Source organism: Streptomyces hebeiensis (assembly GCF_052983195.1).
The window spans coordinates 1213621-1238693 of sequence record NZ_CM129812.1; the positions used below are offsets into that span (position 1 = coordinate 1213621).

The following is a 25073-nucleotide window of genomic DNA, read 5'->3' on the forward strand; positions in this document are numbered from 1 at the left end:
GCAGCATCGGGCGGGGATGCGCATGGGCGGGGCGGTACGGATACGAGTGCCCCGCGCACAACGGGTGTACGCGGGGCACTCGCCGACGGGCGAAGAACTGCCGCACGGACGTGTACGGTCCGGCGGCCCTGGCGGGCGGTCCTACTTGACCGCGCCGAACGCGGGCACGATCGCGCCGTCGAAGGTGTCCTCGATGTACTTCTTCACCTCGGGCGAGTTGAGCAGCTCGGCCAGCTTCCGCACCCGCGGGTCGTTCTCGTTGCCGCGCTTCACGGCGAGGAAGTTGGCGTAGGGGTTGTTCTCCGCCTTCTCCAGGACCAGCGCGTCCTCGGCGGGCCTGAGCTTGGCCTCGATGGCGTAGTTGCCGTTGATGACGGCCGCGTCGACGTCGTTCAGGGCCCGGGGCAGGGTGGCCGCCTCCAGCTCCTTGAACTTCAGCCCCTTGGCGTCCTTGATGCTGGAGAGGTTGGCGTCGTTGCCCACGCCGTCCTTGAGGGTGATCACACCGTTGTCCGCGAGCAGCTTGAGCGCGCGGCCCTCGTTGGTGGTGTCGTTCGGGAGCGCCACGGTCTGGCCGGACTTGAGGTCCTTGACGTCCTTGACCTTGTTCGAGTACAGGCCCAGGGGCTCCAGCTCGACGTTGACGACAGGCACGATGTCGGTGCCCTTCTTCTTGTTGAAGTCGTCCAGGTACGGCTTGTGCTGGAAGAAGTTGGCGCCGACCTCGCCGCTCTGGGTGGCGGTGTTCGGCAGGACGTAGTCCGTGAACTCCTTGACCTCCAGCGTGAGGCCGGCCTTCGCCGCGAGGTTCTTCTTGACGTAGTTCAGGATGTCCGCGTGCGGGGTCGGGGACGCGGCGACGACCAGCGGCTTGGAGGTGTCGGCCGTGGCGCCGTCGGAGGAGCCGGGGTCGGACGCGGTGCCGCAGGCGGTGAGACCGAGGGCGAGGGCGGCGGTGGCGGCCGCGGCCGCCGTGTACTTGATGCTGGTACGCACGAAAAGTGCCTCTTTCCGAAAGAAACGGGTGTCGTGGTGAGGGCCCGGACAAGGAGTGCGGGCCGGCGGGAGGTCGGGAGAGCCGGCCGGGGATCAGGACGCGGCGCGGCCCCGGCGGGCGAGCAGCCGTACGACTCCGTCCCCGATCAGCTGGATCACGGTGACGATCAGGATGAGGATCACGACCGTGGCGATCATGAAGTTGTTCTCGAAGCGCTGGAACCCGTAGGTGACCGCTTTGGAACCGAGACCTTCGCCGCCGACCGCGCCCGCCATGGCCGAGTAGCCGATGAGGACGATGACGGTGGTGGTCACCGCGGAGACCAGCGAGGGCAGCGCCTGTGGCAGCAGCACCTTGCGGATGATCGTGGGGATCGAGCCGCCCATCGCCTGGACCGCCTCGACCAGTCCGTGGTCGACCTCGCGGACCGCCGTCTCGACCAGCCGCGCGAAGAACGGGATGGCGCCGACGGAGAGCGGCACGATCATCGCGGTCGGGCCGATGAACGTCCCCACCACCAGGGTGGTGAACGGGATCAGCGCGATGAGCAGGATCATGAAGGGCAGCGAGCGGCCGATGTTCACGATCGCACCGAGGACCTTGTTCACCGGGGCGTTCCGGAGCAGTCCGCCCTGGTCCGTGAGGACGAGCAGCAGTCCGAGGGGCAGTCCGCCGCCGATGGTGACGAGCGCGGACCACAGCACCATGTAGAGGGTGTCGATGGTCCCCTGGGACAGCAGGGGCTGCATTTCCGACCAGGTCACTTGGGCGTCTCCTTCGCCGGGGCGGTCTGCTGGGCGGGGACGGTCGGCGCGGCGCCGCGTGCGGCCTCCGCCGTCCCGGCCGCCCCGGGGGCGGCCGCGGCCCCGGCGGTCCGGTGGTTCTTCTCGTCCCCGGCGTCCCCGCCGTCCTCGTCCGCGATCTCGGCCTGGAGCCCCTGTTCCCGGAGGAAGCCGATCGGCACGACGTTGTCCTCGTAGGAGCCGGGCAGTTCGATGCGCATCCGGCCGATCTGGCGTCCGGCGACGGTGTCCATCGCGGCACCCAGGATCGATATGTCGATGTTGTACGTGCGAGCCAGCTCCGAGATCACCGGCCTGCTCGCCGTTTCCCCGTGGAAGGTGATGTCGACGACCGTACGGCCCGGGCCGGAGGCCGCCCCGCCCACCGGGAACAGCTCCCGCGCGAGCCGCGAACCGGGGGTGGCGAGCAGCCCGTCGACCGTGCCGGACTCGATGATCCGGCCGCCGCTCATCAGCGCGGCCGAGTCGCAGATCGTCTTGACGACCTCCATCTCGTGCGTGATGAGCAGCACGGTCAGGCCGAGCTGCTGGTTGAGGTCGCGCAGCAGCTGGAGGATCGAGCGCGTGGTCTCGGGGTCGAGCGCGCTGGTCGCCTCGTCGGAGAGCAGCACCTTGGGGTCACCGGCCAGCGCGCGGGCGATGCCGACGCGCTGCTTCTGCCCGCCGGAGAGCTGGCCGGGGTACGCCTTGGCCTTGTCGGCCAGGCCGACCAGGTCCAGCAGCTCCAGGGCGCGGCGGGAGCGTGCCTGGCCGGAGACCCCCAGGATCTCCAGCGGCAGCTCGACGTTGTCCTTGACCGTCCGCGAGGAGAGCAGGTTGAAGTGCTGGAAGACCATGCCGATGGAGCTGCGGGCCTTGCGCAGTTCCCGCCCCGCCCGCCGGCCGCGGCCTGCGAGTGCGGTGAGGTCCTGGCCGTCCACCGTCACGGTGCCGGAGGTGGGGCGCTCCAGGAGGTTCACGCAGCGGATGAGCGACGACTTCCCGGCGCCGCTCTGTCCGACGACGCCGAAGACCTCGCCCTCGCGGACGTGCAGGTCGACGCCGTCGAGCGCGGTGACGTGCCGGCCGCGCGAGCGCGCGGACCGGTACACCTTCGTCAGGCCCGTAGTAGTGATCACAGGGGGGTATCCGTCACTGTCGAGTGCCCGGCGCAGTGTGAGCCGGACACGGGGCATTCGTCGTTCCGACGCTCCACACCGACGCGGCGGGTGGGCGTGCGGCGGTGTGTGCGGGCGGAGGCGGGGCGGTCCGGCGCACGGTCCCCGGTGTGACGGGGCCCCATGGCGCACGGACGTGGCGCGGGCTGTCGTACGGGCCTCGCTTCGGGGCGCGAGGCGTCGGGCAGGGGCCCTCAGATGGCGCACATTCGACACAGACAACGAGCACCGGGCGTTGTGATCGCCTCGGTCGCGGGGGCGCGGTAGCTCGTCGTGGTCATGCCGTCAGTAAAGCAGACCGGCGCCCGGCCGAAAGAAGACAGTCCGTATACCGGACATTTTTGTCGCGCTATTCGGACGGTTCGGCCGGTCCACGCCGTACGGCGCCCTCGCGTCGAGGGCGTCACCCGGCCGTACGGATCTCCACCCCGTCCGCCGTGACCTGCACCGATACCTGGGAGAGGTCGCTGACCACCGCATCGGCGGTCAGTTCGGACCGGTCGTGTGTTGTGGCCAAGGCCACGGTCCGCATGCCGGCGGCGTGCGCGGACGCGAGTCCCGCCGGGGCGTCCTCGAAGACGACACAGCGCTTCGGCGCCACCCCGAGCCGCCGGGCGGCGAGCAGATACGGCTCCGGGTCGGGCTTGCCCCGCGTGATGTCGTCGGCGGCGATCACCGTCTTGGGCCGGATGCCGGCCCGGGCGAGCCGGGCCTCGGCCAGGCGGCGGGTGGCGGAGGTGACCACGGCCCAGCGCTCGCCCGGCAGGGCGGCGAGCAGGTCGGCGGTGCCCGGCAGCACCGTGACGGAGGCGACGTCGTCCACCTCCAGCTGTTCGATGCGGGCCAGGGCGGCGGGCACGATACCGGCGGGCAGCAGGTCGGCGGCGATTTCGGCCGCGGGACGACCGTGCAGCCCGGCCCGCGCCAGGTCCTCGGCGGTGATGCCGTATTCCTTCGCCCACAGGCCCCAGCAGCGGTCCACCGAGTCCTGGGAGGAGACAAGGGTCCCGTCGTTGTCGAACAGCAGGGCTTCGGCGTGCGTCTTCATGTGGCCCGACCCTACGTGGCCGGGGCGACCGGTCCGCGTCCGGGCGGTGTCCGGACCGTGCACACCCCCACGCCCGGGGTCCGGACCGCCGCCCGAGGGCCCCGGGGAGGTCGGGCACGGGCCGTCCGGGGGCGCGCGACGAGGGCCTTTCACCCCGTAATACGCTCAGGGCCATGCTTGTCGCCCTGACGGTCGCGGTCTCCGTGACCGCGCTCGTCCTCGCCGCCTGGTGCGGTCACGCCGCGTACCGCGACCAGCCCACCAAGGACTGGCACTTCATCGGCATGGCCGTCGTGACCCTGCTGACGCTCGTCCAACTGGCGGTGGCGATCGTGCTGCTGGCCCGGGGTGAACGGCCCGCGCAGGGATCGGTGATCTTCGTCTCGTACCTGCTGGGCGCTCTGCTGGCGGTTCCGGCGGCAGGCTTCCTCTCGCTCGGTGAGCGGACCCGTTGGGGCTCGGTGACCGTGTCGGCGGGCGCGGTCGTCCTCGCGGTGCTGGAAGTACGGCTGCACGACATCTGGGGAGGGTGACGCGGTATGGCGGAGGACGGGCGGGTGGCACCCGCGAAGCTGGTGCGGGGCCCCGGTCTGCTGCTGGTGTGGCTGTACGGCGTGATGTCCGTCGGCGCCGTCTCACGGTCGGTCTACCAGATCGCCACCGACTTCGACAGCGCGCCCCTGGCCCATGTCCTGTCGGCCGTGGCGGGCGTGGTGTACGTGTTCATCACGTACACGTTCGTGCGCGGCGGGGAGACGGCGCGCAAGGCGGCGCTGGTGTGCTGCGGCGCCGAGCTGGCGGGGGTCCTGATCGTCGGGACCTGGACGCTGGCGGATCCGTCGGCCTTCCCGGACGCCACGGTCTGGTCGGACTACGGCATGGGATACGTGTTCATCCCCGTGCTGCTGCCCGTGACCGGCATCCTCTGGCTGCGGAGGTCCCGGGGAGACGGAGCGGCGACCGCTTCGGCGACGGGATGACGGGGACCGGTCGGCACCGGAGGCCGGGTGACGGGGGCCGGCCGGCGGGAGGGGGATGACGGCGGAATCCTCTGCGGCCGAGTCGGTCGGACGCCCGGGACCGGACGGGACCGGCGGGAGCGGCGGGCGGGACCGGAGCGACCCGAAGGATTCCGCCCCGCACGTCAGGCGCTCGCCGCATACGTCCCGGAGGGAGCCGCCTTCTCCAGGGTGACCAGCCGCAGGCGCGGCCCGGCCTGTTCCGTCACCACGGGCGTGTAGCCACGGCTGCGGTACAGCCGCAGATTGCCCTCGCTGCGGTGGCCGGTGGACAACTGCAGGCGCCGGACGGCCGGATCGCTCGTGAAGTGCAGTTCCATGGCGTCGAGCAGCCGTCCCCCGAGACCGTGGTGGCGCAGCCGCGGGTGGACGACGAGCTTGGCGATCCGTGCGGTGCCCTCCGCGTCCGCACAGCCGCGTACCGACGCCACCACTTCGTCACCGAGGCGGGCCACCAGACCGTGCCCACGGGCGAGTTCGGCCGTGAGATCGTCGAGGCTCTGAGTGAGCGGCTCGATGGTGTAGTCGCCGTAGAGCTCGGCCTCTGACTGGTAGCAGAGGTACTGGAGCTTGAGGATCTGCTCCGCGTCCTGCTCTCTCGCCGCTGAGATGGTCACGCTCATGCCCATGTGTGCATGCCTCCCGCTCACTTGCCGACCGGTTGTCTATCGCTCCATTCCCCTTCGGCCCGGAAGCCCAACCTCCGCCACCAGCAATCTGCGAAGGCATCCCAGGCATCTCGACCTCAATGGCCCCAAACTGCCCTGTGACATGCCCAACTCCCCCGCGATCTCACGGTAGGTGGGGTCTTTGGGCGACAGCATCGCGGTGAGCACCTCCGGACAGCGACCGGGGGTGCGCCCGACGGCCGCGCGGAGCGTACGGCGCCGGTCGGTGCGCAGCGCGAGCCGTTCGGGGTCGGTCTCGGGGCCGGCGGCGGGGCCGTCGCGGCGGACGTAACGGCCTTCGTGCGCGGCGATGCGCAGCGCGTGGCGGGCCTCCTCCCGTACGGCGTCCCGTACCCAGTGGGCGAGGCCGTCGCCGGGGCCGGGAGCGTCCTGGGCGGGGGCGTACGGGCCGGGCAGGCCCGGGGCGGCGGGAGCGTGCGGGGCCGGGACGTACGGATCGGAGGCGTCACGGGGACGGCGGCCGCCGGGGGCGTGGCGTTCCGCCGGGGCGTGCGCGAGCCGTTCCAGCAGCCGTACCCAGACGCCCTGTTCGAGGTCACGGGCCTCGGCGCCGGCCGCCGCTGCCTCGGCCTCCGCCTCGGCGCGTACGAGCGGGAGGAGCACGCGGAAGAGGTCGTCGGAGGAGGCCGGTGCGCCCGAGGCGTTGTGCCCTTCCGGCCTCCCCGGGGTGCCGGGGACACCCGGGATGCTCGGGATACGTGGGCCTGTTGGTCCGGCGGGGGCGTGTGTGCCGCCCGTGCCTGTCGGTCCGCCCGTGCTGCCTGCGCCCCCTGAGCCGCCCGTACCGCCCGTACCGCCCGTACCGCGCGGGGTTCGTGCCACCGGCACGGTCCTGGGCCGTTCGGGCAGCGGCGCGCGCGGCGCGCCGGTCCGCGGCGGCCGGGCCGCGCGGCGGGACGGGACGGCCATGTCCGGTTTCCGGGAGAGTGGGCCTGGGGCTGGCATGAAGTCCGGCGTCATGACGGGCGGGACGACACGACGGCGACGGACGGTTGCTCCCGGCCGGGCACGTCACCCGACCGGGGTAACGGGGCGTCAGCGGCTGACGAAATCCGCCCGGGCCAGCAGAGCGGTGTCCGGGTGGTCGGTGAAGACGCCGTCGATGCCCGTCTCGAAGTACGCGGTGAGCGCGCCGAAGGCGTCACCGAAGGCGGCCGGGTCCGTACCGCGCCGGAAGTCGGCGGGCAGGAACGCGTTCTCGTTGCGCAGCGTGTACGGGTGGACGACCAGGCGCGCGGCGTGCGCGTCCCGTACCAGCGGGGTCGGCTCGCCCAGCTTGCCCGTGCCGTCCTTCGGGATGACGAGGTCGAGGGCCGGGCCGATGCCCCGCGCGTAGGAGGCGATCCACTTCAGGCCGGCCGGCGCGACCAGGTCGTCGACCGTACGCGGGTCGCCCGCGACCTTGAAGTCCCAGGGCCGGGTGCCCGCCGCGTCGAGCAGGACGACGCCGGGCGAGTCGACCAGCTTCGCCAGCCGCTGGATGCTGCTGGGCTCGAAGGACTGGAGGAAGATCGCGGAGTCCGCGCGGTCCCGCCCGTGGCGGCGCAGCAGCTTCGCCAGCCGCTCCTCCAGGCCGAGGCCCAGGGAGCGGAAGTAGGTGGGGTGCTTGGTCTCGGTGTAGAGCCAGACCGGGCGGCCCCGGCGGCGGCCCTGCTCGTCCGCCCAGCGCAGCACCTCCTCGAACGTGGGAACCGTCCAGCGGCCGTCGTAGAGGGTGTTGTGCCGGCGGGTGCCGGGAATGCGCTCCTTGGCGCGCAGGGTCTTGAGCTCGGCGAGCGTGAAGTCCTCGGTGAACCAGCCCGTCAGGCTGACGCCGTCGACGCTCTTGGTGGTCCGGCGGCCGGCGAACTCGGGATGGTCGGCGACATCCGTGGTGCCGGTGATGTCGTTCTCGTGACGGCATACGAGATGGCCGTCCTTGGTGGGCACCAGGTCCTGCTCGATCACGTGCGCGCCCATGTCGAGGGCCAGTTGGTACGAGCCCAGGGTGTGCTCGGGGCGGTAGCCGCTGGCGCCGCGGTGGCCGACGATCGTGGGGACCGGGAGGCGGGGGCCCGCGGGGCCGCGGTCCGCCGTACCGCGCTCGGCGGCCTGTGCCGTGGCCTGTGTCGCGACGGGCAGCGCGACGGCGGCCGAGCCGAGCACCGCTGCTCCCAGTACGGTCCGCCGTCCGGGCGTGTGGTGCGCACCCTGAGTCATGAAGGCTCCCTGCTCCTCGATGTGGTGTCCGGTGCGGCGCCGGGTGTGATGTCCCGCACCCGCCGGACGGGGCCCGAGCGTAAGCGGCGCGGCCCTCCGTGGGGGAGACGTGCGGCGAACTCACCGGGAACGCATGTCAACAGCGCGTATCACATCGGTGAACCCGGTGTGCGCGGACGGGCGGCCCGCGAGTATCGTCCTCACCTGCACAGACTTCACCGGCCGACGGCTTCGGCACGACGGACGGGCGGTCGGCGCACGTGACACCGGCAGTACCCGCACGACCCACTGTTCCCAGACCGTCCCACGACACGGGAGGATCCGTTGTCCCGCTTCGCACTCCTCAAGGCAGTGCTCGGACCGATCTTGCGCCTGTTGTTCCGCGCTCGGGTGGAGGGCGCGGAGAAGATCCCGGGGAGCGGGCCGGTGATCCTCGCCGGCAACCATCTCACCTTCATCGACTCGGTGGTCCTGCCGCTGGTCTGCGACCGCCAGGTCTTCTTCATCGGCAAGGACGAGTACGTCACGGGCAAGGGCCTCAAGGGGCGGCTGATGGCCTGGTTCTTCACGGGCGTCGGCATGATCCCGGTGGACCGCGACGGCGGGCGCGGCGGGGTCGCGGCGCTGATGACGGGCCGCCGGGTGCTGGAGGGCGGCAACATCTTCGGCATCTACCCGGAGGGCACGCGCTCGCCGGACGGCCGGCTGTACCGGGGCCGTACGGGCATCGCGCGGCTGACGCTGATGACGGGCGCGCCGGTGGTCCCCTTCGCCATGATCGGCACGGACAAGCTCCAGCCGAACGGTGCGGGAATGCCGCGCCTCGGCAAGGTGACCGTGCGGTTCGGGGACCCGATGGAGTTCTCGCGGTACGAGGGGATGGACCGCGACCGGTACGTGCTGCGGGCGGTGACGGACTCGGTGATGGCCGAGGTGATGCGGCTGTCGGGGCAGGAGTACGTGGACATGTACGCCACGAAGGCGAAGGCGGCGTGACGGGGCGGGGCGCGCCCCGGGGTGATCCCCGCGGTGCGCTCCGCCCGTACCCGGCCGGACACGACGGGCCCGCGTCGATGGCGGGGTGCCGGGCCCGGGAAGGCGCTTGCGACGGGCCTCGGAACGGGCCGGGCCGGTGGTCCCCGGGATGGCCCGGGCCCCGGCCCCGGGTGGGCCGGCCGGCTCAGTGCTCCGTGTCGTGCCCCAGCCTCTGGCCGCGCAGCAGGAACCACGTCGCCGTCGCCGCCGCCAGGAGGACCACCGCCCCGACCGCCGAGGCGGCGTGCAGACCGGCGACGAAGGACTCCTGGGCCGCGGCCATGAGGTCGGCGGAGAGCGGAGACGGAAGGTGGGCGGCCGCCTCCGCCGCACCGCCCAGCGACTCGTGCGCCGCCGACCCGGCGTCCCCCGGGACGCCGGGCGGGGTCGGGAAGCCGCGGTAGACACCCGTGACGATCGAGCCCAGCAGCGCGATACCGAGCGCCGCGCCCAGTTCGTAGGCCGTCTCGGACACCGCCGAGGCGGAACCGGCCTCCTCCTTGGGCACGCTGGAGAGAATCACGTCCGCCGTGACCGTGAACGAGAAGCCGGCGCCGACACCGACGACCAGCAGCACCGTGCCCAGCAGCGGATAGCCCGTGGCCACGCCGAGCCACAGCAGGGCCGCCAGCGCGACTCCGATCGCCGCGAGGCCGCCGCTCACGACGGACCGCACGGAGAAGCGCCGCGCCGCCCGCCCGGCGATCAGGCCCGCCACGATCGCGCCCACGGTGGCCGGCAGTTCGGCCACCCCCGCCTCCAACGGTGAACGCCCCTGGACCAGTTGCAGGTACTGGGACAGGAAGAACACCAGTCCCGACAGGCCGAGAATGGCCAGCAGGTCCGCCAGAACGGCCGCCGAGAAGCCCCGGCGGTGGAAGAGCCGCATGTCCAGCAGGGGCGACGGGAGCGTGAGCTGGCGCCGTACGAACGCGTACAGGGCGCCCGCGCCCAGCGCACCCGCCGCGGCGGCGCTCCAGACCGGCCCGTGCGCCGCCGCCTCCTTGATCGCGTAGACGACGCCCACGATGCCGACCAGCGACAGCAGCACGCTGGGCGCGTCCCACGGACCGGGCGCCGGGTTGCGCGACTCGGGCAGCGTCCTGATGCCGACGACCACCAGCAGCGCCATCACCGGCAGGTTGATCAGGAAGACCGAGCCCCACCAGAAGTGCTCCAGCAGGAAGCCGCCGACGACCGGGCCGACCGCCGCGCCCGCCGAGGCCATCGCGCCCCAGACGCCGATGGCGACGCTGCGCTCCCTCGGATCGTGGAAGAGCGTCCGGATCAGGGCGAGGGTCGACGGCATCAGAGTGGCGCCCGCGACCCCGAGCAGGCCCCTGGCCAGGATCATCATCTCGGGCGTGGCCGCGTAGGCGGTCAGGACGGAGACCCCGCCGAACGCGACCGCCCCGCACAGCAGCAGCTTCTTGCGGCCGACGCGGTCCCCGAGGCTGCCCATGGAGACCAGCAGGCCCGCGATCACGAACGAGTAGATGTCGCCGATCCACAGCAACTGGGTGCCGGACGGCTTGAGGTCCTCGCTGAGGAAGGGCGTGGCGAGACCGAGGACCGTGGCGTCGACCGCCACCAGCAGTACCGCCAGCACCAGCACCACCAGGGCCAGCCACCGCCCGGGGCGCTGGGCGACGGCGCTCTCGGCCTGGGCCGGGTTCTGCACACCGGTCATGACCGCACGCTCCGGCGCGCGCCGCCGAGCAGCAGTTCGACGACCATGTACGAGAAGTCCTTGGCCGCCACCCGCCCGTCCTGGACCGACCAGGCCGCGGCACCGATCAGTCCGTACAGGGCCTCGGTCAGCCAGGCGGGGCTGAGGTCGATCCGGAACTCGCCCTCTTCCTGGCCGCGCCGGAACAGCGCGGCGAAGCGCGCGTCGGTCCGAGTCCAGCCCTCGTGCACGTCGCCTTCGAAGAGCTGGTTCTCGGTGACGAGGAAGGCGATCAGGCCCGCGGCGGGCTCGATCAGCTCGACGAGCCGCCGCAGCGCCTCGTCGGCCGCGCCCTCGTCCAGCCGGGCCCCGTCGAGCGCCGTCTCCAGCTCCTGGATGCCCAGCTCCTCCAGCGCCTCGATCAGCACCTCGCGCCCGGCGAAGTGCCGGTGCAGCGTGGCCCTGCCGATGCCGGCGGCCTTGGCGACCTCGTCCATCGTCGCGGTCGGTTGCCGGGTGAGGAGCGCGGCAGCGGTGCGCAGCACCTGTTCACGATTGACAGCCATGAGCCGAAGATAACCCACATGAGACGCGAACGTCTCATGTGGGGGTTGTTCGACCGTCCCCGGCTGTTCGAGCGTCCCCGGCTGTTCGAGCCGTCAGCCCGCCGCGTCCTCAACTCTTCGCGTCATCGCCCTTCGCGACCTTGTTCTTGGCGTCGGCCCAGGCGTGCTGGATCACCAGGTCCGCCTTGACCTCCGAGAGCTGGACGGCCACCGCCGAAGGCGCCGTACCGCCCCGGCCGCTCCGGGACGCGAGCGACCCCGGCACGTTGAGCACCGACCGCACGTCCGGCGTGAGGTGTTCGGAGATCTTCGCGAACTGCTCGTCGGTCAGCTGGTCCAGCTCGATGCCGTGCGCCTCGCACTCCTTGACGCACTCCCCCGCGACCTCGTGCGCGACCCGGAACGGCACGCCCTGCCGGACCAGCCACTCGGCGATGTCGGTGGCCAGCGAGAACCCTGCCGGGGCCAGCTCCTGCATCCGTTCCCGGTGCACGGTCAGGGTCGCCATCATGCCGGTGAGGGCCGGCAGCAGGACCTCCAGCTGGTCGCAGGAGTCGAAGACCGGCTCCTTGTCCTCCTGGAGGTCACGGTTGTAGGCGAGCGGCAGCGCCTTGAGGGTGGCCAGCAGGCCGGTCAGGTTGCCGATGAGCCGCCCCGACTTGCCGCGCGCCAGCTCCGCGATGTCCGGGTTCTTCTTCTGCGGCATGATCGACGAGCCGGTGGAGAAGGCGTCGTGCAGCGTGACGAAGGAGAACTCCTTCGTGTTCCAGAGGATGACCTCCTCCGCGATCCGCGACAGGTTGACGCCGATCATCGCGGTGATGAAGGCGAACTCGGCGACGAAGTCGCGCGAGGCCGTGCCGTCGATCGAGTTCCCCGCCGAGCCGCGCTCGAAGCCCAGGTCCATGGCGACGCCCTCGGGGTCCAGGCCGAGCGAGGACCCGGCCAGCGCGCCCGAGCCGTACGGGGAGACCGCCGTCCGCTTGTCCCACTGGCGCAGCCGCTCCGCGTCCCGGGACAGCGCCTGGACGTGCGCCAGGACGTGGTGCGCGAAGAGGACGGGCTGCGCGTGCTGGAGGTGCGTACGGCCGGGCATGGCGACGTCCGCGTACTTCTGGGCGAGGCCGACCAGCGCGTCCTGGAGGTCGGCGATCAGCCCTCCGATGATCCGGGCGTGGTCGCGCAGGTACATCCGGAACAGCGTGGCGATCTGGTCGTTGCGGGACCGCCCGGCCCGCAGCTTGCCGCCGAGATCGGCGCCGAGACGCTCCAGCAGGCCGCGCTCCAGGGCCGTGTGGACGTCCTCGTCGGCGACGGTGCCGGTGAAGGAGCCGTCGGCGACGTCCGCCTCCAGCTGGTCGAGACCGGCCAGCATGCGGGTCAGCTCGTCGTCGCCGAGCAGCCCGGCCCGGTGCAGCGCGCGGGCGTGGGCACGGGAGCCGGCGATGTCGTACGGAGCGAGCCGCCAGTCGAAGTGGACGGACGCCGACAGGGCCGCCAGGGCCTCGGACGGCCCGTCGGCGAAACGGCCGCCCCAGAGCCGGACGTCACCGTTGTTGCTGCTCACTTCTGCTCCTTGGGAAGGCTGGGGAGGCGGGGAAGACGGACGCGGTGCCGGGAGGACACGACGCCGGGGAGACCCGGCCGCCCCCGCCGGCTCGAGGACCGGGGAGGCGGCCGTCGTACGCGTGTCGCCGTACGGCAGGGGGCTGGACTCAGAGACGCCTCAGCCCAGGTCGCGCTTGGCCGCGATCTTCGAGGAGAGGCCGAAGATCTCGATGAAGCCCTGCGCCTTGGACTGGTCGAACGTGTCGCCCGTGTCGTACGTGGCGAGGTTGAAGTCGTACAGCGACTGCTCCGACCTGCGGCCGGTGACGACGGCGCGCCCGCCGTGCATCGTCATCCGGATGTCGCCCGTGACGTGCTGGTTCGCCTCGTTGATGAAGCCGTCCAGGGCGCGCTTGAGCGGGGAGAACCACAGGCCGTCGTAGACCAGCTCGCCCCAGCGCTGCTCGACCTGGCGCTTGTAGCGGGCCAGCTCGCGCTCGACCGTGACGCTCTCCAGCTCCTGGTGGGCGGTGATCAGCGCGATCGCGCCGGGGGCCTCGTAGACCTCCCGGGACTTGATGCCCACGAGCCGGTCCTCGACCATGTCGATCCGGCCGATGCCCTGGGCGCCGGCCCGCTCGTTGAGCTGCTGGATCGCCTGGAGGACGGTGACGGGCCTGCCGTCGATGGCGACCGGGACGCCCTCCTTGAAGGAGATGACGACCTCGTCGGCCTCGCGGGCGGTGGCCGGGTTCTGCGTGTACTCGTAGATGTCCTCGATCGGCGCGTTCCAGATGTCCTCCAGGAAGCCCGTCTCCACCGCGCGACCGAAGACGTTCTGGTCGATGGAGTACGGGGACTTCTTGGTGGTGGCGATCGGGAGGTTCTTCTCCTCGCAGAAGGCGATCGCCTTGTCCCGGGTCATCGCGTAGTCACGGACCGGGGCGATGCACTTCAGGTCGGGACCGAGGGCGGCGATACCGGCCTCGAACCGCACCTGGTCGTTGCCCTTGCCGGTGCAGCCGTGCGCGACGGTGCCCGCGCCGTGCTTCTCGGCGGCGGCGACGAGGTGCTTGACGATCGTGGGCCGGGAGAGGGCGGAGACCAGCGGGTACCGGTCCATGTAGAGGGCGTTGGCCTTGATCGCCGGGAGGCAGTACTCGTCGGCGAACTCGTCCTTGGCATCCGCGACCTCGGCCTCGACGGCACCGCAGGCGAGCGCGCGCTTGCGGATGACGTCCAGGTCCTCGCCGCCCTGGCCGACATCGACGGCGACGGCGATGACCTCGGCGCCCGTCTCCTCGGCGATCCAGCCGATGGCGACGGAGGTGTCCAGGCCGCCCGAGTAGGCGAGTACGACGCGCTCGGTCACGGGTTTCTCCTTACGGTGCATTCACTGATGGGTATAACTATGCATTGCTCCGTATGATTCGTCAATCTCGGATTGGTTCGAACAATCCGCACCAGGTTTGAACACCGGGACGCCCGGTCCCGTACACCTCACCGAACGCAGGCGCCGCGTCCAGACCATCAAGGGCAAGCCGTCCGGCCACGCACCGGACGGCGTCCTCCCCACCCTGATCCGAGTGAGGTTTCCGCATGTCCAGGGGTATCGCGAAGTACAACAAGCGCCGTGTTCTCATCGCGGGTGGCGCGGCAGCGGTCGTGCTGTCGGGCGCGGTGATCGTCAGCAGTGCCATGGCGGGGGAGGGCGACAGCGGCCAGGCGGCGGCCGACGGCCGTACGGCGGCGTCGCCCGGCTCGGTGAACTGCCCGGACGTCGCGCCCAGCCTGCCCGCGATCCCGGCCTCCGCCCAGGCCGAGGTGGACCGCAACCTCGCGCTGCTGAACACCCAGATCAACGAGGCCGACCAGCGCCTGGTCAGCACCGTCGGCCAGGGCGGGGCCAACTTCGTCCAGAACGCCATCCTCGGCCCGCTGGAGGACAAGCGCGTCGCCACCATCAACCGCATCGCCACCGCCATCGGCCGCACCGCCGAGAAGCCCGCCGGGCTGGACTCCCTCGCCGCCTGCACGCTGAACGCCGGGGCGGCGGGCGAGGGTGCGGGCGCCGGGGACGCGGGTAACGCGGGCGGCGACGCGGGTGCGGGCGACGCCGGGGCCGGGGAAGCCGGTGCCGGGAACGCGGGCGCGGGCGCCGGAGACGCCGGGGCCGGCGCCGGAGACGCGGGTGCCGGGAACGCCGGGGGTGACGCGGGCAACGCCGGAGGGGACGGGGCCGGCGGTGCCACGGGCGCCTCCACGGTGAACTGCCCGGACGTCGCGCCCAGCCTGCCCGCGATCCCCGCCTCCGCCCAGGCCGAGGTGGACCGCAACCTCGCCCTCCTCGACACCCAGATCAGCGAGGCCAACCAGCGCCTGATCGACACCGTCGGCCAGGGCGGGGCCAACTTCGTCCAGAACGCCATCCTCGGCCCGCTGGAGGACAAGCGCGTCGCCACCATCAACCGCATCGCCACCGCCATCGGCCGCACCGCCGAGAAGCCCGCCGGGCTGGACTCCCTCGCCGCCTGCGCCCTCAACGGCTGAGGCCGGTACGGCGAGCCGGCACCGTGTGACCCCGGCCACGAACAGCACTGCTGACGGGCCACGACGACGTCGGCCGCCGTCCCGGGGATCTTCCGGGACGGCGGCCGACGGCCGATACTCGGCCCCATGGGAAAGCTCTACGAACGGATCGACGGACGCGTCCGCGCCTTCATCGAGGAACAGCCCGTCTTCTTCACCGCGACCGCCCCGCTGACCGGCGACGGCCATGTGAACGTCTCCCCCAAGGGACGGGCCGGGACGCTCGCGGTGCTCGACAGCCTGACCCTCGCCTACCTCGACTTCGGCGGCAGCAGCGCCGAGACGATCGCGCATCTGCGGGAGAACGGCCGGATCACCCTGATGTGGTGCGCGTTCACCGGACCGCCGAAGGTGCTCCGGGTGCACGGCCGGGGCGAGCCCGTCTTCCGGGACGACCCGCGCTGGGCGCTGTACATCCCCTACTTCAAGGACGCCGACGGGCCGGCCGCCCGGGCGATCATCGTGATCCACGCCGAGCGCGTCAGTGACTCCTGCGGATTCGCGGTGCCGTTCATGGACTACCGCGAGGAACGCACGCAGCACGCCGAACACTTCGCCCGGAAGACGGACGAGGAGTTCGCCGCGTACTGCGAGAAGAAGGACCACGTGGGAGTGAGCCTGGACGGGCTGCCGGCCCTGCCGTTGCCGCTGCCGCCGCGCGGCGACTGACGCCGGGCCGGTCGCCTCCGCACGCCGCGGTCCCCGCGACCGGGCCGCGCGGGCCGGCCCGCACCTCGTGCCCCGGATACCGCCGCGGTCCGGCCGTCGGGGTGCGGGCCGTTCGGCGCAGTGAGCAGGCCGCCGCCCGCCCGCCCGGCTACGGTCCGGACCATGCGCCTCTCCCTCGTACTCGCCGCCACGCTGCTCACCACTGCGGCCCTGACCGCCACCGCTGTCACGGCCCCGGACGCCCGCGCCTCCCCCGCGCCGCGGAGGGCACCGTCCCAGCCCTCCCCGCCCTCCCTGCCACCCGCCGACACCCCCCTGCCCGAGCGGATGGCGGACACCGGCGGCGGTGACCAGCTCATCACCGCCGAGGCGCCCGCCACCACATCGACCACGGGCACGGTCACCTGGTGGGACCGGCGCGAGGGTCACTGGGTGGCCGCCGGTTCCGCGAAGGCGCGCTTCGGAGCGGGCGGGCTGGTGGCCGGCCGGAAGCGCGAACAGGGCACCTCCACCACCCCCGCGGGGGTGTACGCCATGCCGTACGCCTTCGGTATCGAGCCCGCTCCGGCGGGGACGCTGTACGGCTACCGGCCGGTGACGGACGACTCGTGGTGGTGCCAGGACAACGACTCGGCCTCCTACAACCGCTGGGTGGAGGGTCTGCCCGACGACTGCCGGGCCTCCCGCGCCGAGCACATGGTCGACTACGGGCAGCAGTACGCGCGCGGCCTGGTGATCGGCTTCAACTACGACCGTCCGGTGCGCGGCCGGGGCGCCGGGATCTTCCTGCACGTCAACGGCAAGGGCGCCACCGCGGGGTGTGTCTCGGTACCGGCCGGCACCATGAGCGCCATCCTGAGCTGGGCCGACCCGGTCCGGGCCCCGCACATCGCGATCGGCACGACCGGCGGGCCGACCGCCATCACGGACATCGTGGGCGACGGACACACCGCGCGGCAGCGAGCCGCCCGGAAAGCCTCGTAAAAGCCTCGTAGCAGAAGCTCCATAAACGGCCAAAGGCCGACTCCGCTCGGTCTCCTCCGGCATCCGTTTGAACTGGCCGCCACTCAAATCCGTATCGGCGGGCACGGAGGAGAGCTGAGGAGCGGTCCCGTGGCGATGTTGCACAACGGCCGGGCGGCCAGACGGCAGACCATGCGTGCCATCCGCCCGCAACGGTCGGGCGCGCTGCCCCTGTTGATCCTGGGCTGGGCGGGCGCGGCCGCCGTCATGGCGCTGTGGTGGCAGAACACCCTGGTCGTGCGCATGGCCCTGGCCGAGTGGCTGACCGGGGCGGGCCGGCTGACCGGCCTGCTCGGCGGCTACATGATCGCGGTCGTGGTGCTGCTGATGGCCCGCGTACCGGCCCTGGAGCGGCGCGTGGGCTCGGACCGCGTGGCCCGCTGGCACGCGATGAGCGGGCGGTACGCCATCTGTCTGGTGATCGCCCATGTACCGCTGACCATCGCCGGGTACGCGGCGCAGGCCCAGGTGGACTTCGTCCGGCAGACCGTCGACATGGTCACCACCTTCCCGCGGATGATCGAGGCGACCGCCGGGACCGTGCTCTTCCTGATCATCGGCTCCGTCTCGGTGGGCATGGTGCGCCGGAGGGTGGCGTACGAGACCTGGTACTACCTCCACCTGCTCACCTATGTCGCGGTCTACCTCACGTTCTGGCACCAGCTCGCCACCGGTGCCGAGTTCGTGGGCGACGCGACGGCCCGGACGGCCTGGTACGTGCTGTACGGCGCCGCCGGCGCGCTGCTGGTCTGGTACCGCGTCCTGACCCCGATCCGGCTCAACCAGCGCCATCGGATGCGGGTCCACTCGACGGTCTACGAGGCGCCGGGCGTGGTGTCCGTCCTGATCAGCGGCAGGCGTCTGCACCGGCTGGGGGCCGAGCCGGGGCAGTTCTTCCGCTGGCGGTTCCGCACCTCCGGGCTGCGCTGGAGCTCCAACCCGTACTCGCTCTCGGCACCGCCCCGGCCCGACCTGCTACGGATCACCGTCCGCGCGAACGGCGAGCACAGCGAGGCGCTGTCGCGGCTGGAGCCGGGCACACGGGTATGGGCCGAGGGCCCGTACGGGGCGATGACGGCGGCGCGGCGCAGCAAGGAGAAGGTGCTGATGATCGCGGGTGGCGCCGGGATCACGCCGATGCGCGCGCTCTTCGAGACGCTGCCCGGCGGGCCCGGCGATCTCACGCTGCTCTACCGGGCCGGCAAGACGGAGGATCTGGCGCTGTGGGCCGAGCTGCGGGAGATCGCGTCGGCGCGCGGTGCCCGGCTGCTGTACGCGGTCAACGGGCCGGACGGGGTACGGCCCGAGATCACCACGGACCGGCTGCGCGAGCTGCTGCCGGACATCGAAGACCACGACGTGTACGTGTGCGGGCCCACGGGACTCGCCCGGCAGACGTACGACGCCTTGCGTGCGGCCGGAGTGCCCACGCGCCGTATCCACCACGAGTCCTTCGAAATGTGAGGCAGCCGGTGAAGAGGAAACATCCGTTCCGGCGGATCATGATCGGTGCCGCCGCGACCGCGTCGGCCGTTGTCGCCCTGCTCGCGCTGAAGCAGCCCGGCGGCTCGTCGGTGGCGGGGTCCGCACAACAGCCGGGGGCCGGGGCGGGGACGTCGGTGGGGGCGGCCGGGGCCGCGGGCGGGCAGACGGTGCTCGGGGAGGCGGTGAACACCCAGTACGGGCCCGTCCAGGTCCGCGTCACCGTGACGGACGGCAAGATCACCCAGGCCGAAGCCGTCCAGGCACCCAACAGCGACGCCCGCAGCCAGTCCATCACCGCCAACGCCGTACCCACACTCAACCAAGCCGCCCTCACCACCCAGAACGCCCAGGTCGACGCCGTCTCCGGAGCCAGCTACACCAGCAAGGGCTACCAGGAATCACTCCAGAGCGCCCTCGACAAGGCCGGCCTCTGATGGCCACCGGGTCCCCGGAGCCGGGACGGCTGCGCCACGTCGAGGAGTCGATGGGCACGGTCTTCTCGTTCGACATCCGTGGTGTGACGGACGAGGCACGGGTACGCGCCGGGCTGCGGGCGGCCGTGGCCTCGCTGCACCGGGTGGACGAGATCTTCTCGACGTTCCGGCCGGACAGCCAGATCATGCGGCTCGGCCGGGGCGAGCTGACGCCGGCGGAGTGTGTGACGGAGGTCCCGGAGGTCCTGGACCTGTGCGCGGCGGCGGAACGGGAGAGCGACGGCTGGTTCAGCACCCGCCACGCGGGCCGGCTCGACCCGGCGGGCCTGGTGAAGGGCTGGGCGGTGGAGCGGGCGGTACGGATGATCGCCTCGTCGGGAGCGGAGTCGGTGTGCCTGAACGGGGGCGGCGACGTCCAGCTCCACGGCGGCCCCTGGCGGGTGGGCATCGCCGACCCGCTGCGCCCGGGCGCGCTGGCGACGGTGGTGGAGGCACCGGAGGGCCAGGAGGGCCTGGCCGTGGCCACTTCGGGCCCGGCGGAGCGCGGCTGCCACGTCCTGGACCCGCACACGGGTGAGCCCCCGGTGCACGGCCTCGCGTCGATCACGGTGGTCTGCCCGACCGGCCTGACGGCGGCGGACGCCCGGGCGACCGCCGCGTACGCCATGGGCGAGGAGGCCCGCGACTGGCTGGAAGCGCTCCCGGACGCGGAGGGCTTCGCCGTCACGGCGACGGGCGGGACCTGGACGACCACGGGGTTCCGCCACTACGCGGCCCAGCTGGTGGTGTAGGGCGCGGGAGCGGGCACCGGCCGGCCGTCGCCCGGCGGGGCCGGCCGGCACGGCCCCCCGGCCCCGCGCCCGCAACCCGCGTCCGGCCCGGTCCGGTCCGGTCCGGTCCGAGAGCAACCGCCGCGCGCCGCCCGCGCTCAGCGGTCGTTCTGGGCCAGTCGCAGCAAGTGGTCCGCCAGTGCCTGGCCGCCCGCCGGGTCACGGCTGATCAGGAGCAGGGTGTCGTCGCCCGCGATCGTGCCCAGGATGGCGTGCAGTTCGGCCTGGTCGATCGCGGACGCCAGGAACTGCGCCGCGCCCGGCGGCGTCCGCAGGACCACCAGGTTGGCCGACGCCTCGGCGGAGATGAGCAGTTCACCGGCGAGCCGGCGCATCCGCTCCTCCTTCGCCGACTCGCCGAGCGGGGCGTGCGGGGTGCGGAAGCCGCCCTCGCTGGGGACGGCGTAGATCAACTCACCGCCGGTGTTGCGGATCTTGACCGCGCCCAGTTCGTCCAGGTCCCGGGAGAGCGTCGCCTGGGTGACGCTGAGCCCGTCGTCCGCGAGCAGCTTCGCCAACTGGCTCTGCGAACGCACCGGCTGCCGGTTGAGGATGTCAACGATCCTGCGGTGACGGGCCGTTCTGGTCTGCGGCACCGAAGGCCCGCCCTGCTCGGTCTCCGGCCCCTGGGCCTCGGTCATCGTCCGTCTCATCTCTCAGGCTCGCCCGTCCCCGTACGCGTTGTCGAGGATGCCGGGGAGAGCCCCCAGCAGCGCGTCCACCTCCTCGTCGCCGATGACCAGCGGCGGCATCAGCCGGACGACGTCGGGGGCGGCCGCGTTCACGAGGAAACCGGCACCCTGAGCCGCCTGTTGCACCTGTGGCGCAAGGGGCTCGGTGAGCACGATACCCAGGAGCAGGCCCGCGCCACGGACATAGGAGACCAACGGGTGGCCGAGCGCCTCCACGCCCGCGCGCAGCTTCTCGCCGAGCCGCTTCACCTGGTCCAGGAGATGGCCGGCGGCCAGGGTGTCGAGGACGGCGAGCCCGGCGGCGCAGGCGACCGGGTTGCCGCCGAACGTCGTGCCGTGCTGTCCCGGCCGCAGCAGCTCCGCGGCCTCGCCGAAGGCGATGACCGCCCCCAGCGGCAGACCACCGCCCAGCCCCTTGGCGAGGGTGACGACATCGGGTTCGACGCCCTGGTGCGCCTGGTGCTCGAACCACTGGCCGGTCCGCCCGATACCCGTCTGCACCTCGTCCAGCACGAGCAGGGTGCCGGTGGCGCGGGTGATCTCGCGGGCCGCCTCCAGATAGCCCTTGGGCGGGACGACCACTCCGTTCTCGCCCTGGATCGGCTCGATGATCACCAGCGCGGTCTCCTCGGTCACCGCGGCGCGCAGCGCCTCGGCGTCCCCGTACGGCACGTGCGTCACCTCGCCCGGCAGGGGCTCGAACGGCTCCCGCTTGCCCGGCTGGCCGGTGAGGGCCAGCGAGCCCATCGTGCGGCCGTGGAAGCCGCCGACGGTGGCGACCATGTGCGTACGGCCGGTCAGCCGGCCGATCTTGAACGCGGCCTCGTTGGCCTCCGCGCCGGAGTTGCAGAAGAACACCCGGCCGGGGCGGCCGGCGAGTCGCACCAGCCGCTCGGCGAGCGCGACCGGGGGCTCCGCGACGAAGAGGTTGGAGACATGGCCGAGCGAGGCGATCTGCCGGGAGACGGCCTCGACGACGGCCGGGTGCCCGTGGCCGAGGGCGTTGACCGCGATGCCACCGACGAAGTCGGCGTACGCGGTGCCGTCCGCGTCCCAGACGCGGGCGCCCTCGCCCCGGACGAGTGCCAGCTTCGGCGTGCCGTAGTTGTCGGTCATGACGCCCTGCCAGCGGGTCACGAGCCCCTGGTTGCCGCCGCCACTGCCGCCGGCGACGGCGCCGCCGACGTCGCCGCTGATGCCGTCGCCGTTGTTGTCGGCGTTGCCGGTACCGGTGCCGGTCACTGTGCCGCCCCTTCGTTCCGTTCGTTCTGTTCGCTCTGCTCGCCCTGGTCGCTCTGGTCGCCCCGGTCGCCTCGCGCCGTGTCGCTCTGACCGTCGGGCACGACCATCGTGCCGATTCCCTCGTCGGTGAAGATCTCCAGCAGGATCGAGTGCGGTACCCGGCCGTCGATCACCCGGGCGGTGACGACCCCGTTCCGTACGGCGAACAGGCACCCCTCCATCTTGGGCACCATGCCGCTGGACAGGTCGGGCAGCAGCTTCTCCAGCTGACTGGCAGTGAGCCTGCTGATGACCTCGTCGCTGTTCGGCCAGTCCTCGTACAGGCCCTCCACGTCGGTGAGGACCATCAGCGTCTCCGCGCCCAGCGCGGCGGCCAGCGCGGCGGCGGCGGTGTCCGCGTTGACGTTGTAGACATGGCCGTCGTCGACGCTGCGCGCGATCGAGGAGATCACCGGGATACGGCCGTCGGCCAGCAGCGCCTCGATCGCGCCCGTGTCGATCTCGGTGATCTCGCCGACCCGGCCGATGTCGACCAGTTCGCCGTCGATCCGCGGGCGGTGCCGGGTCGCGCTTATGGTGTGCGCGTCCTCGCCGGTCAGGCCCACGGCCAGCGGGCCGTGCTGGTTGAGCAGGCCGACCAGCTCGCGCTGGACCTGTCCGGCCAGCACCATCCGTACGACGTCCATCGCCTCGGGCGTGGTGACGCGCAGTCCCGCCTTGAACTCGCTGACCAGCCCGTGCCGGTCGAGCTGGGCGCTGATCTGCGGGCCACCGCCGTGCACGACGACCGGCTTGAGCCCGGCCTGCCGCAGGAAGACGACGTCCTGGGCGAAGGCGGCCTTGAGCTCGTCGTCCACCATGGCGTTGCCGCCGAACTTGATGACGACGGTCTTCCCGTAGTGCCGGGTCAGCCAGGGCAGGGCCTCGACGAGGATCCGGGCCTTGGGGAGCGCGGTGTGCTTGCGGGTGCTCATGAGCTGTACGCGCTGTTCTCGTGGACGTAGTCGGCCGTCAGGTCGTTGGCCCAGATGACCGCGGACTCGGTGCCGGCCGCGAGATCGGCGGTGATCCGCACCTCGCGGTAGCGCATGTCGACCAGGTCGCGGTCCTCGCCGACCGAGCCGTCCCTGCAGACCCACACGTCGTTGATGGCCACGTTGAGGCGGTCGGGTTCGAAGGCGGCGCTCGTCGTGCCGATGGCGGAGAGCACCCGGCCCCAGTTGGGGTCCTCACCGTGGATGGCGCACTTGAGGAGGTTGTTGCGGGCGATGGAACGGCCCACCTCGACGGCGTCGTCCTCGCTCGCGGCGTTGACCACCTCGATGCGGATGTCCTTGGAGGCGCCCTCGGCGTCCCCGATGAGCTGACGCGCGAGGTCGGCGCAGACCGTGCGGACGGCCTCGGCGAAGGCGTCGTACTCCGGCACCACGCCGGAGGCCCCGGACGCGAGCAGCAGCACGGTGTCGTTGGTCGACATGCAGCCGTCGGAGTCGACCCGGTCGAAGGTGGTACGGGTGGCGGCGCGCAGCGCGGAGTCGAGCGCGGGCGTCTCTACGTCGGCGTCGGTGGTGAGGACGACGAGCATGGTGGCGAGGCCGGGCGCGAGCATGCCGGCGCCCTTGGCCATACCGCCGACGGTCCAGCCGGCGTCCCCGCTGCCGCCGCTCACGACGGCCGTCTTGTGGACGGTGTCCGTGGTCTTGATGGCGATGGCGGCCTTCTCACCGCCGTGCGCGGAGAGTTCGGCGGCGGCCTTGTCCAGCCCGGGCAGCAGCTTGTCCATGGGCAGCTCGACCCCGATCAGCCCGGTCGAGGCGACGGCGATCTCGCCCGCGCTGTGGCCGTCGAGGACCTCGGCGGCCTTCTCGGCGGTGGCGTGTGTGTCCTGGAAGCCCTTCGGGCCCGTACAGGCGTTGGCGCCACCGGAGTTCAGGACGACGGCGGTGACCTCGCCGCCCTTGAGGACCTGCTCGGACCACAGGACGGGAGCGGCCTTGACCCGGTTGGAGGTGAAGACGCCGGCGGCGGCGCGGCGCGGCCCGGCGTTGACCACGAGGGCCAGGTCGAGCCCGCCGTTCTCCTTGATCCCGGCGGCCACTCCGGCCGCCGTGAATCCCTTCGCTGCCGTGACGCTCACTGCATCTCCTTGTTCGCCCCGCCGCGGTAGCGGCTGATGTCACTGACGCCCGCGCGGCGCAGCGGCGCGGCTTTCGTCTCCGTCTGCGGCCCGGCGGCCGCGCGCGCGACGCTCACGGTGCCACTCCGATCGTCGAGAGTCCCGTGTCCTCGGGGAGCCCGAGGGCGATGTTCATGCTCTGCAGCGCGCCGCCCGCCGTGCCCTTGGTGAGGTTGTCGACGGCGCTGATGGCGATGACGCGTCCGGCGGCCTCGTCGAGGGCGACCTGGACCTGTACCGCGTTGGATCCGTAGACCGAGGCGGTGGCCGGCCACCGCCCCTCGGGAAGGAGGTGCACGAAGGGCTCGTCTGCGAACGCCTTCTCGTACGCCTCCCGCACGTCCTGGGCCGTCGTGCCCTGCTTCGCCTTGGCGGAGCAGGTGGCCAGGATGCCGCGGGGCATCGGGGCGAGGGTCGGGGTGAAGGAGACGGTGACGGGCTCGCCCGCCGCCTCACTGAGATTCTGGATCATCTCGGGCGTGTGCCGGTGACCGCCGCCGACCCCGTACGGGCTCATGGAGCCCATCACCTCGGAGCCGAGCAGGTGCGGCTTGGCCGCCTTGCCGGCGCCGGAGGTGCCCGACGCGGCGGTGATCACGGCCTCGGGCTCGACGAGGCCCGCCGCGTACGCGGGGAAGAGCGCCAGCGAGACGGCGGTGGGGTAGCAGCCGGGCACGGCGATGCGCTTGGTCCCCGCCAGCGCGGCGCGCGCGCCCGGCAGCTCGGGCAGCCCGTAGGGCCAGGTCCCGGCGTGGGGGGATCCGTAGAACCGCTCCCAGTCCCCCGCGTCCCGCAGCCGGAAGTCGGCCCCCATGTCGACCACCAGCACCTCGTCCCCGAGCTGCTCGGCGACGGCCGCGGACTGCCCGTGCGGCAGCGCGAGGAAGACCACCTCGTGCCCGGCGAGCACCTCCGGCGCGGTCGGTTCCAGCACCCGGTCGGCCAGCGGCAGCAGGTGCGGCTGGAGCCCGCCGAGGCGCTGCCCCGCGTTGGAGTTGCCGGTGAGGGCGCCTATCTCGACCCCTGGGTGTGTGAGCAGCAGACGGAGCAGCTCGCCGCCCGCGTACCCGCTCGCTCCTGCCACTGCCGCACGTACAGCCATGGAAAATCCTCCTCGGTAACAGCATGACTATACGATCGCTTGCAGCTTTATGCAATGGATGGATCAATGAAACGCGAGACCCGTCGCGCCCGCCGCCAAGC

General features: G+C 72.2%; 25 protein-coding genes. 9 read left to right on the forward strand and 16 right to left on the reverse strand.

The window, feature by feature from the left end; translation table 11 throughout:
• Positions 1-141 precede the first annotated feature (141 nt).
• From ACU6P3_RS05205 to ACU6P3_RS05220, 4 genes are all read right to left on the reverse strand, one after another.
• Positions 142-996, reverse strand: coding sequence for a MetQ/NlpA family ABC transporter substrate-binding protein (locus ACU6P3_RS05205; protein ID WP_447196112.1), 855 nt, complete (start codon positions 994-996; stop codon positions 142-144).
• A 93-nt stretch (positions 997-1089) separates the two neighbouring features.
• On the reverse strand, positions 1090-1761 hold the full coding sequence (locus ACU6P3_RS05210) for a methionine ABC transporter permease (protein ID WP_030754351.1): 672 nt from the start codon (positions 1759-1761) through the stop codon (positions 1090-1092).
• Complete coding sequence (locus ACU6P3_RS05215) at positions 1758-2918, reverse strand: methionine ABC transporter ATP-binding protein (protein ID WP_447196113.1); 1161 nt, start codon at positions 2916-2918, stop codon at positions 1758-1760. Before ACU6P3_RS05215 ends, ACU6P3_RS05210 begins: the two co-directional genes overlap by 4 nt.
• Positions 2919-3360: 442 nt before the next feature.
• Complete coding sequence (locus ACU6P3_RS05220; protein WP_447196114.1) at positions 3361-4005, reverse strand: HAD family hydrolase; 645 nt, start codon at positions 4003-4005, stop codon at positions 3361-3363.
• Between the two features lie 173 nt (positions 4006-4178).
• On the opposite strand from ACU6P3_RS05220, the gene ACU6P3_RS05225 reads away from it, so the two are divergent.
• Together ACU6P3_RS05225 and ACU6P3_RS05230 are read left to right on the forward strand one after the other, a co-directional pair.
• Positions 4179-4538, forward strand: coding sequence for a hypothetical protein (locus ACU6P3_RS05225; protein ID WP_447196115.1), 360 nt, complete (start codon positions 4179-4181; stop codon positions 4536-4538).
• A 6-nt stretch (positions 4539-4544) separates the two neighbouring features.
• On the forward strand, positions 4545-4985 hold the full coding sequence (locus ACU6P3_RS05230) for a hypothetical protein (protein ID WP_447196116.1): 441 nt from the start codon (positions 4545-4547) through the stop codon (positions 4983-4985).
• 164 nt (positions 4986-5149) lie between these two features.
• On the opposite strand, the gene ACU6P3_RS05235 is transcribed toward ACU6P3_RS05230, so the two are convergent.
• From ACU6P3_RS05235 to ACU6P3_RS05245, 3 genes are all read right to left on the reverse strand, one after another.
• The gene (locus ACU6P3_RS05235; RefSeq protein WP_447196117.1) at positions 5150-5653 is read right to left on the reverse strand and encodes a GNAT family N-acetyltransferase; all 504 of its coding nucleotides are present in this window, start codon (positions 5651-5653) and stop codon (positions 5150-5152) included.
• Positions 5654-5689: 36 nt separating this feature from the next.
• Positions 5690-6316, reverse strand: coding sequence for a sigma-70 RNA polymerase sigma factor region 4 domain-containing protein (locus tag ACU6P3_RS05240; RefSeq protein ID WP_447196118.1), 627 nt, complete (start codon positions 6314-6316; stop codon positions 5690-5692).
• A 432-nt stretch (positions 6317-6748) separates the two neighbouring features.
• On the reverse strand, positions 6749-7912 hold the full coding sequence (locus ACU6P3_RS05245) for a glycerophosphodiester phosphodiesterase (RefSeq protein WP_447196119.1): 1164 nt from the start codon (positions 7910-7912) through the stop codon (positions 6749-6751).
• 288 nt (positions 7913-8200) lie between these two features.
• Here ACU6P3_RS05245 and ACU6P3_RS05250 point away from each other — a divergent pair, with 288 nt between their 5' ends.
• Complete coding sequence (locus ACU6P3_RS05250) at positions 8201-8908, forward strand: lysophospholipid acyltransferase family protein (RefSeq protein WP_447197769.1); 708 nt, start codon at positions 8201-8203, stop codon at positions 8906-8908.
• Between the two features lie 184 nt (positions 8909-9092).
• On the opposite strand, the gene ACU6P3_RS05255 is transcribed toward ACU6P3_RS05250, so the two are convergent.
• From ACU6P3_RS05255 to ACU6P3_RS05270, 4 genes are all read right to left on the reverse strand, one after another.
• On the reverse strand, positions 9093-10637 hold the full coding sequence (locus ACU6P3_RS05255; protein ID WP_447196120.1) for an MFS transporter: 1545 nt from the start codon (positions 10635-10637) through the stop codon (positions 9093-9095).
• Positions 10634-11182 carry a TetR/AcrR family transcriptional regulator gene (locus ACU6P3_RS05260; RefSeq protein WP_447196121.1) on the reverse strand — a complete coding sequence of 183 codons (549 nt, stop codon included), beginning with the start codon at positions 11180-11182 and terminating at the stop codon, positions 10634-10636. The genes ACU6P3_RS05255 and ACU6P3_RS05260 overlap by 4 nt, the downstream gene beginning before the upstream one ends.
• Before the next feature lie 109 nt (positions 11183-11291).
• On the reverse strand, positions 11292-12749 hold the full coding sequence (argH, locus tag ACU6P3_RS05265; RefSeq protein WP_447196122.1) for an argininosuccinate lyase: 1458 nt from the start codon (positions 12747-12749) through the stop codon (positions 11292-11294).
• Between the two features lie 159 nt (positions 12750-12908).
• Positions 12909-14102, reverse strand: coding sequence for an argininosuccinate synthase (locus tag ACU6P3_RS05270; RefSeq protein WP_030754378.1), 1194 nt, complete (start codon positions 14100-14102; stop codon positions 12909-12911).
• Between the two features lie 227 nt (positions 14103-14329).
• Here ACU6P3_RS05270 and ACU6P3_RS05275 point away from each other — a divergent pair, with 227 nt between their 5' ends.
• The 6 genes from ACU6P3_RS05275 (at position 14330) to ACU6P3_RS05300 (ending at position 19721) form a co-directional block, all read left to right on the forward strand.
• A complete protein-coding gene (locus tag ACU6P3_RS05275) occupies positions 14330-15280 on the forward strand; it encodes a hypothetical protein (protein WP_447196123.1) in 951 nt (316 codons plus the stop codon).
• Between the two features lie 126 nt (positions 15281-15406).
• Positions 15407-15988, forward strand: coding sequence for a pyridoxamine 5'-phosphate oxidase family protein (locus ACU6P3_RS05280; RefSeq protein WP_447196124.1), 582 nt, complete (start codon positions 15407-15409; stop codon positions 15986-15988).
• Between the two features lie 162 nt (positions 15989-16150).
• Positions 16151-16972, forward strand: a complete 822-nt coding sequence (locus ACU6P3_RS05285; RefSeq protein WP_447196125.1) for a hypothetical protein — start codon at positions 16151-16153, stop codon at positions 16970-16972.
• A gap of 135 nt (positions 16973-17107) precedes the next feature.
• Complete coding sequence (locus ACU6P3_RS05290; protein WP_447197770.1) at positions 17108-18475, forward strand: ferredoxin reductase family protein; 1368 nt, start codon at positions 17108-17110, stop codon at positions 18473-18475.
• Positions 18476-18483: 8 nt separating this feature from the next.
• Complete coding sequence (locus tag ACU6P3_RS05295) at positions 18484-18930, forward strand: FMN-binding protein (protein WP_447196126.1); 447 nt, start codon at positions 18484-18486, stop codon at positions 18928-18930.
• Positions 18930-19721 (forward strand): FAD:protein FMN transferase, encoded by a 792-nt coding sequence (locus tag ACU6P3_RS05300; RefSeq protein WP_447196127.1) that lies wholly within the window; start codon positions 18930-18932, stop codon positions 19719-19721. The genes ACU6P3_RS05295 and ACU6P3_RS05300 overlap by 1 nt, the downstream gene beginning before the upstream one ends.
• Before the next feature lie 137 nt (positions 19722-19858).
• Here ACU6P3_RS05300 and ACU6P3_RS05305 read toward each other — a convergent pair whose 3' ends face one another.
• From ACU6P3_RS05305 to argC, 5 genes are all read right to left on the reverse strand, one after another.
• Positions 19859-20401: an arginine repressor gene (locus tag ACU6P3_RS05305; RefSeq protein ID WP_344277034.1), complete on the reverse strand. Its 543-nt coding sequence runs from the start codon at positions 20399-20401 to the stop codon at positions 19859-19861.
• Between the two features lie 15 nt (positions 20402-20416).
• Entirely contained in the window at positions 20417-21568 is a 1152-nt protein-coding gene (locus ACU6P3_RS05310) for an acetylornithine transaminase (protein ID WP_447197771.1), read from the reverse strand.
• A 122-nt stretch (positions 21569-21690) separates the two neighbouring features.
• Positions 21691-22668: an acetylglutamate kinase gene (argB, locus tag ACU6P3_RS05315; RefSeq protein WP_447196128.1), complete on the reverse strand. Its 978-nt coding sequence runs from the start codon at positions 22666-22668 to the stop codon at positions 21691-21693.
• Positions 22665-23831 (reverse strand): bifunctional glutamate N-acetyltransferase/amino-acid acetyltransferase ArgJ, encoded by a 1167-nt coding sequence (gene argJ / locus ACU6P3_RS05320; RefSeq protein ID WP_344277028.1) that lies wholly within the window; start codon positions 23829-23831, stop codon positions 22665-22667. Before argJ ends, argB begins: the two co-directional genes overlap by 4 nt.
• A 112-nt stretch (positions 23832-23943) precedes the next feature.
• On the reverse strand, positions 23944-24972 hold the full coding sequence (gene argC, locus ACU6P3_RS05325) for an N-acetyl-gamma-glutamyl-phosphate reductase (RefSeq protein WP_447196129.1): 1029 nt from the start codon (positions 24970-24972) through the stop codon (positions 23944-23946).
• Positions 24973-25073 lie beyond the last annotated feature (101 nt).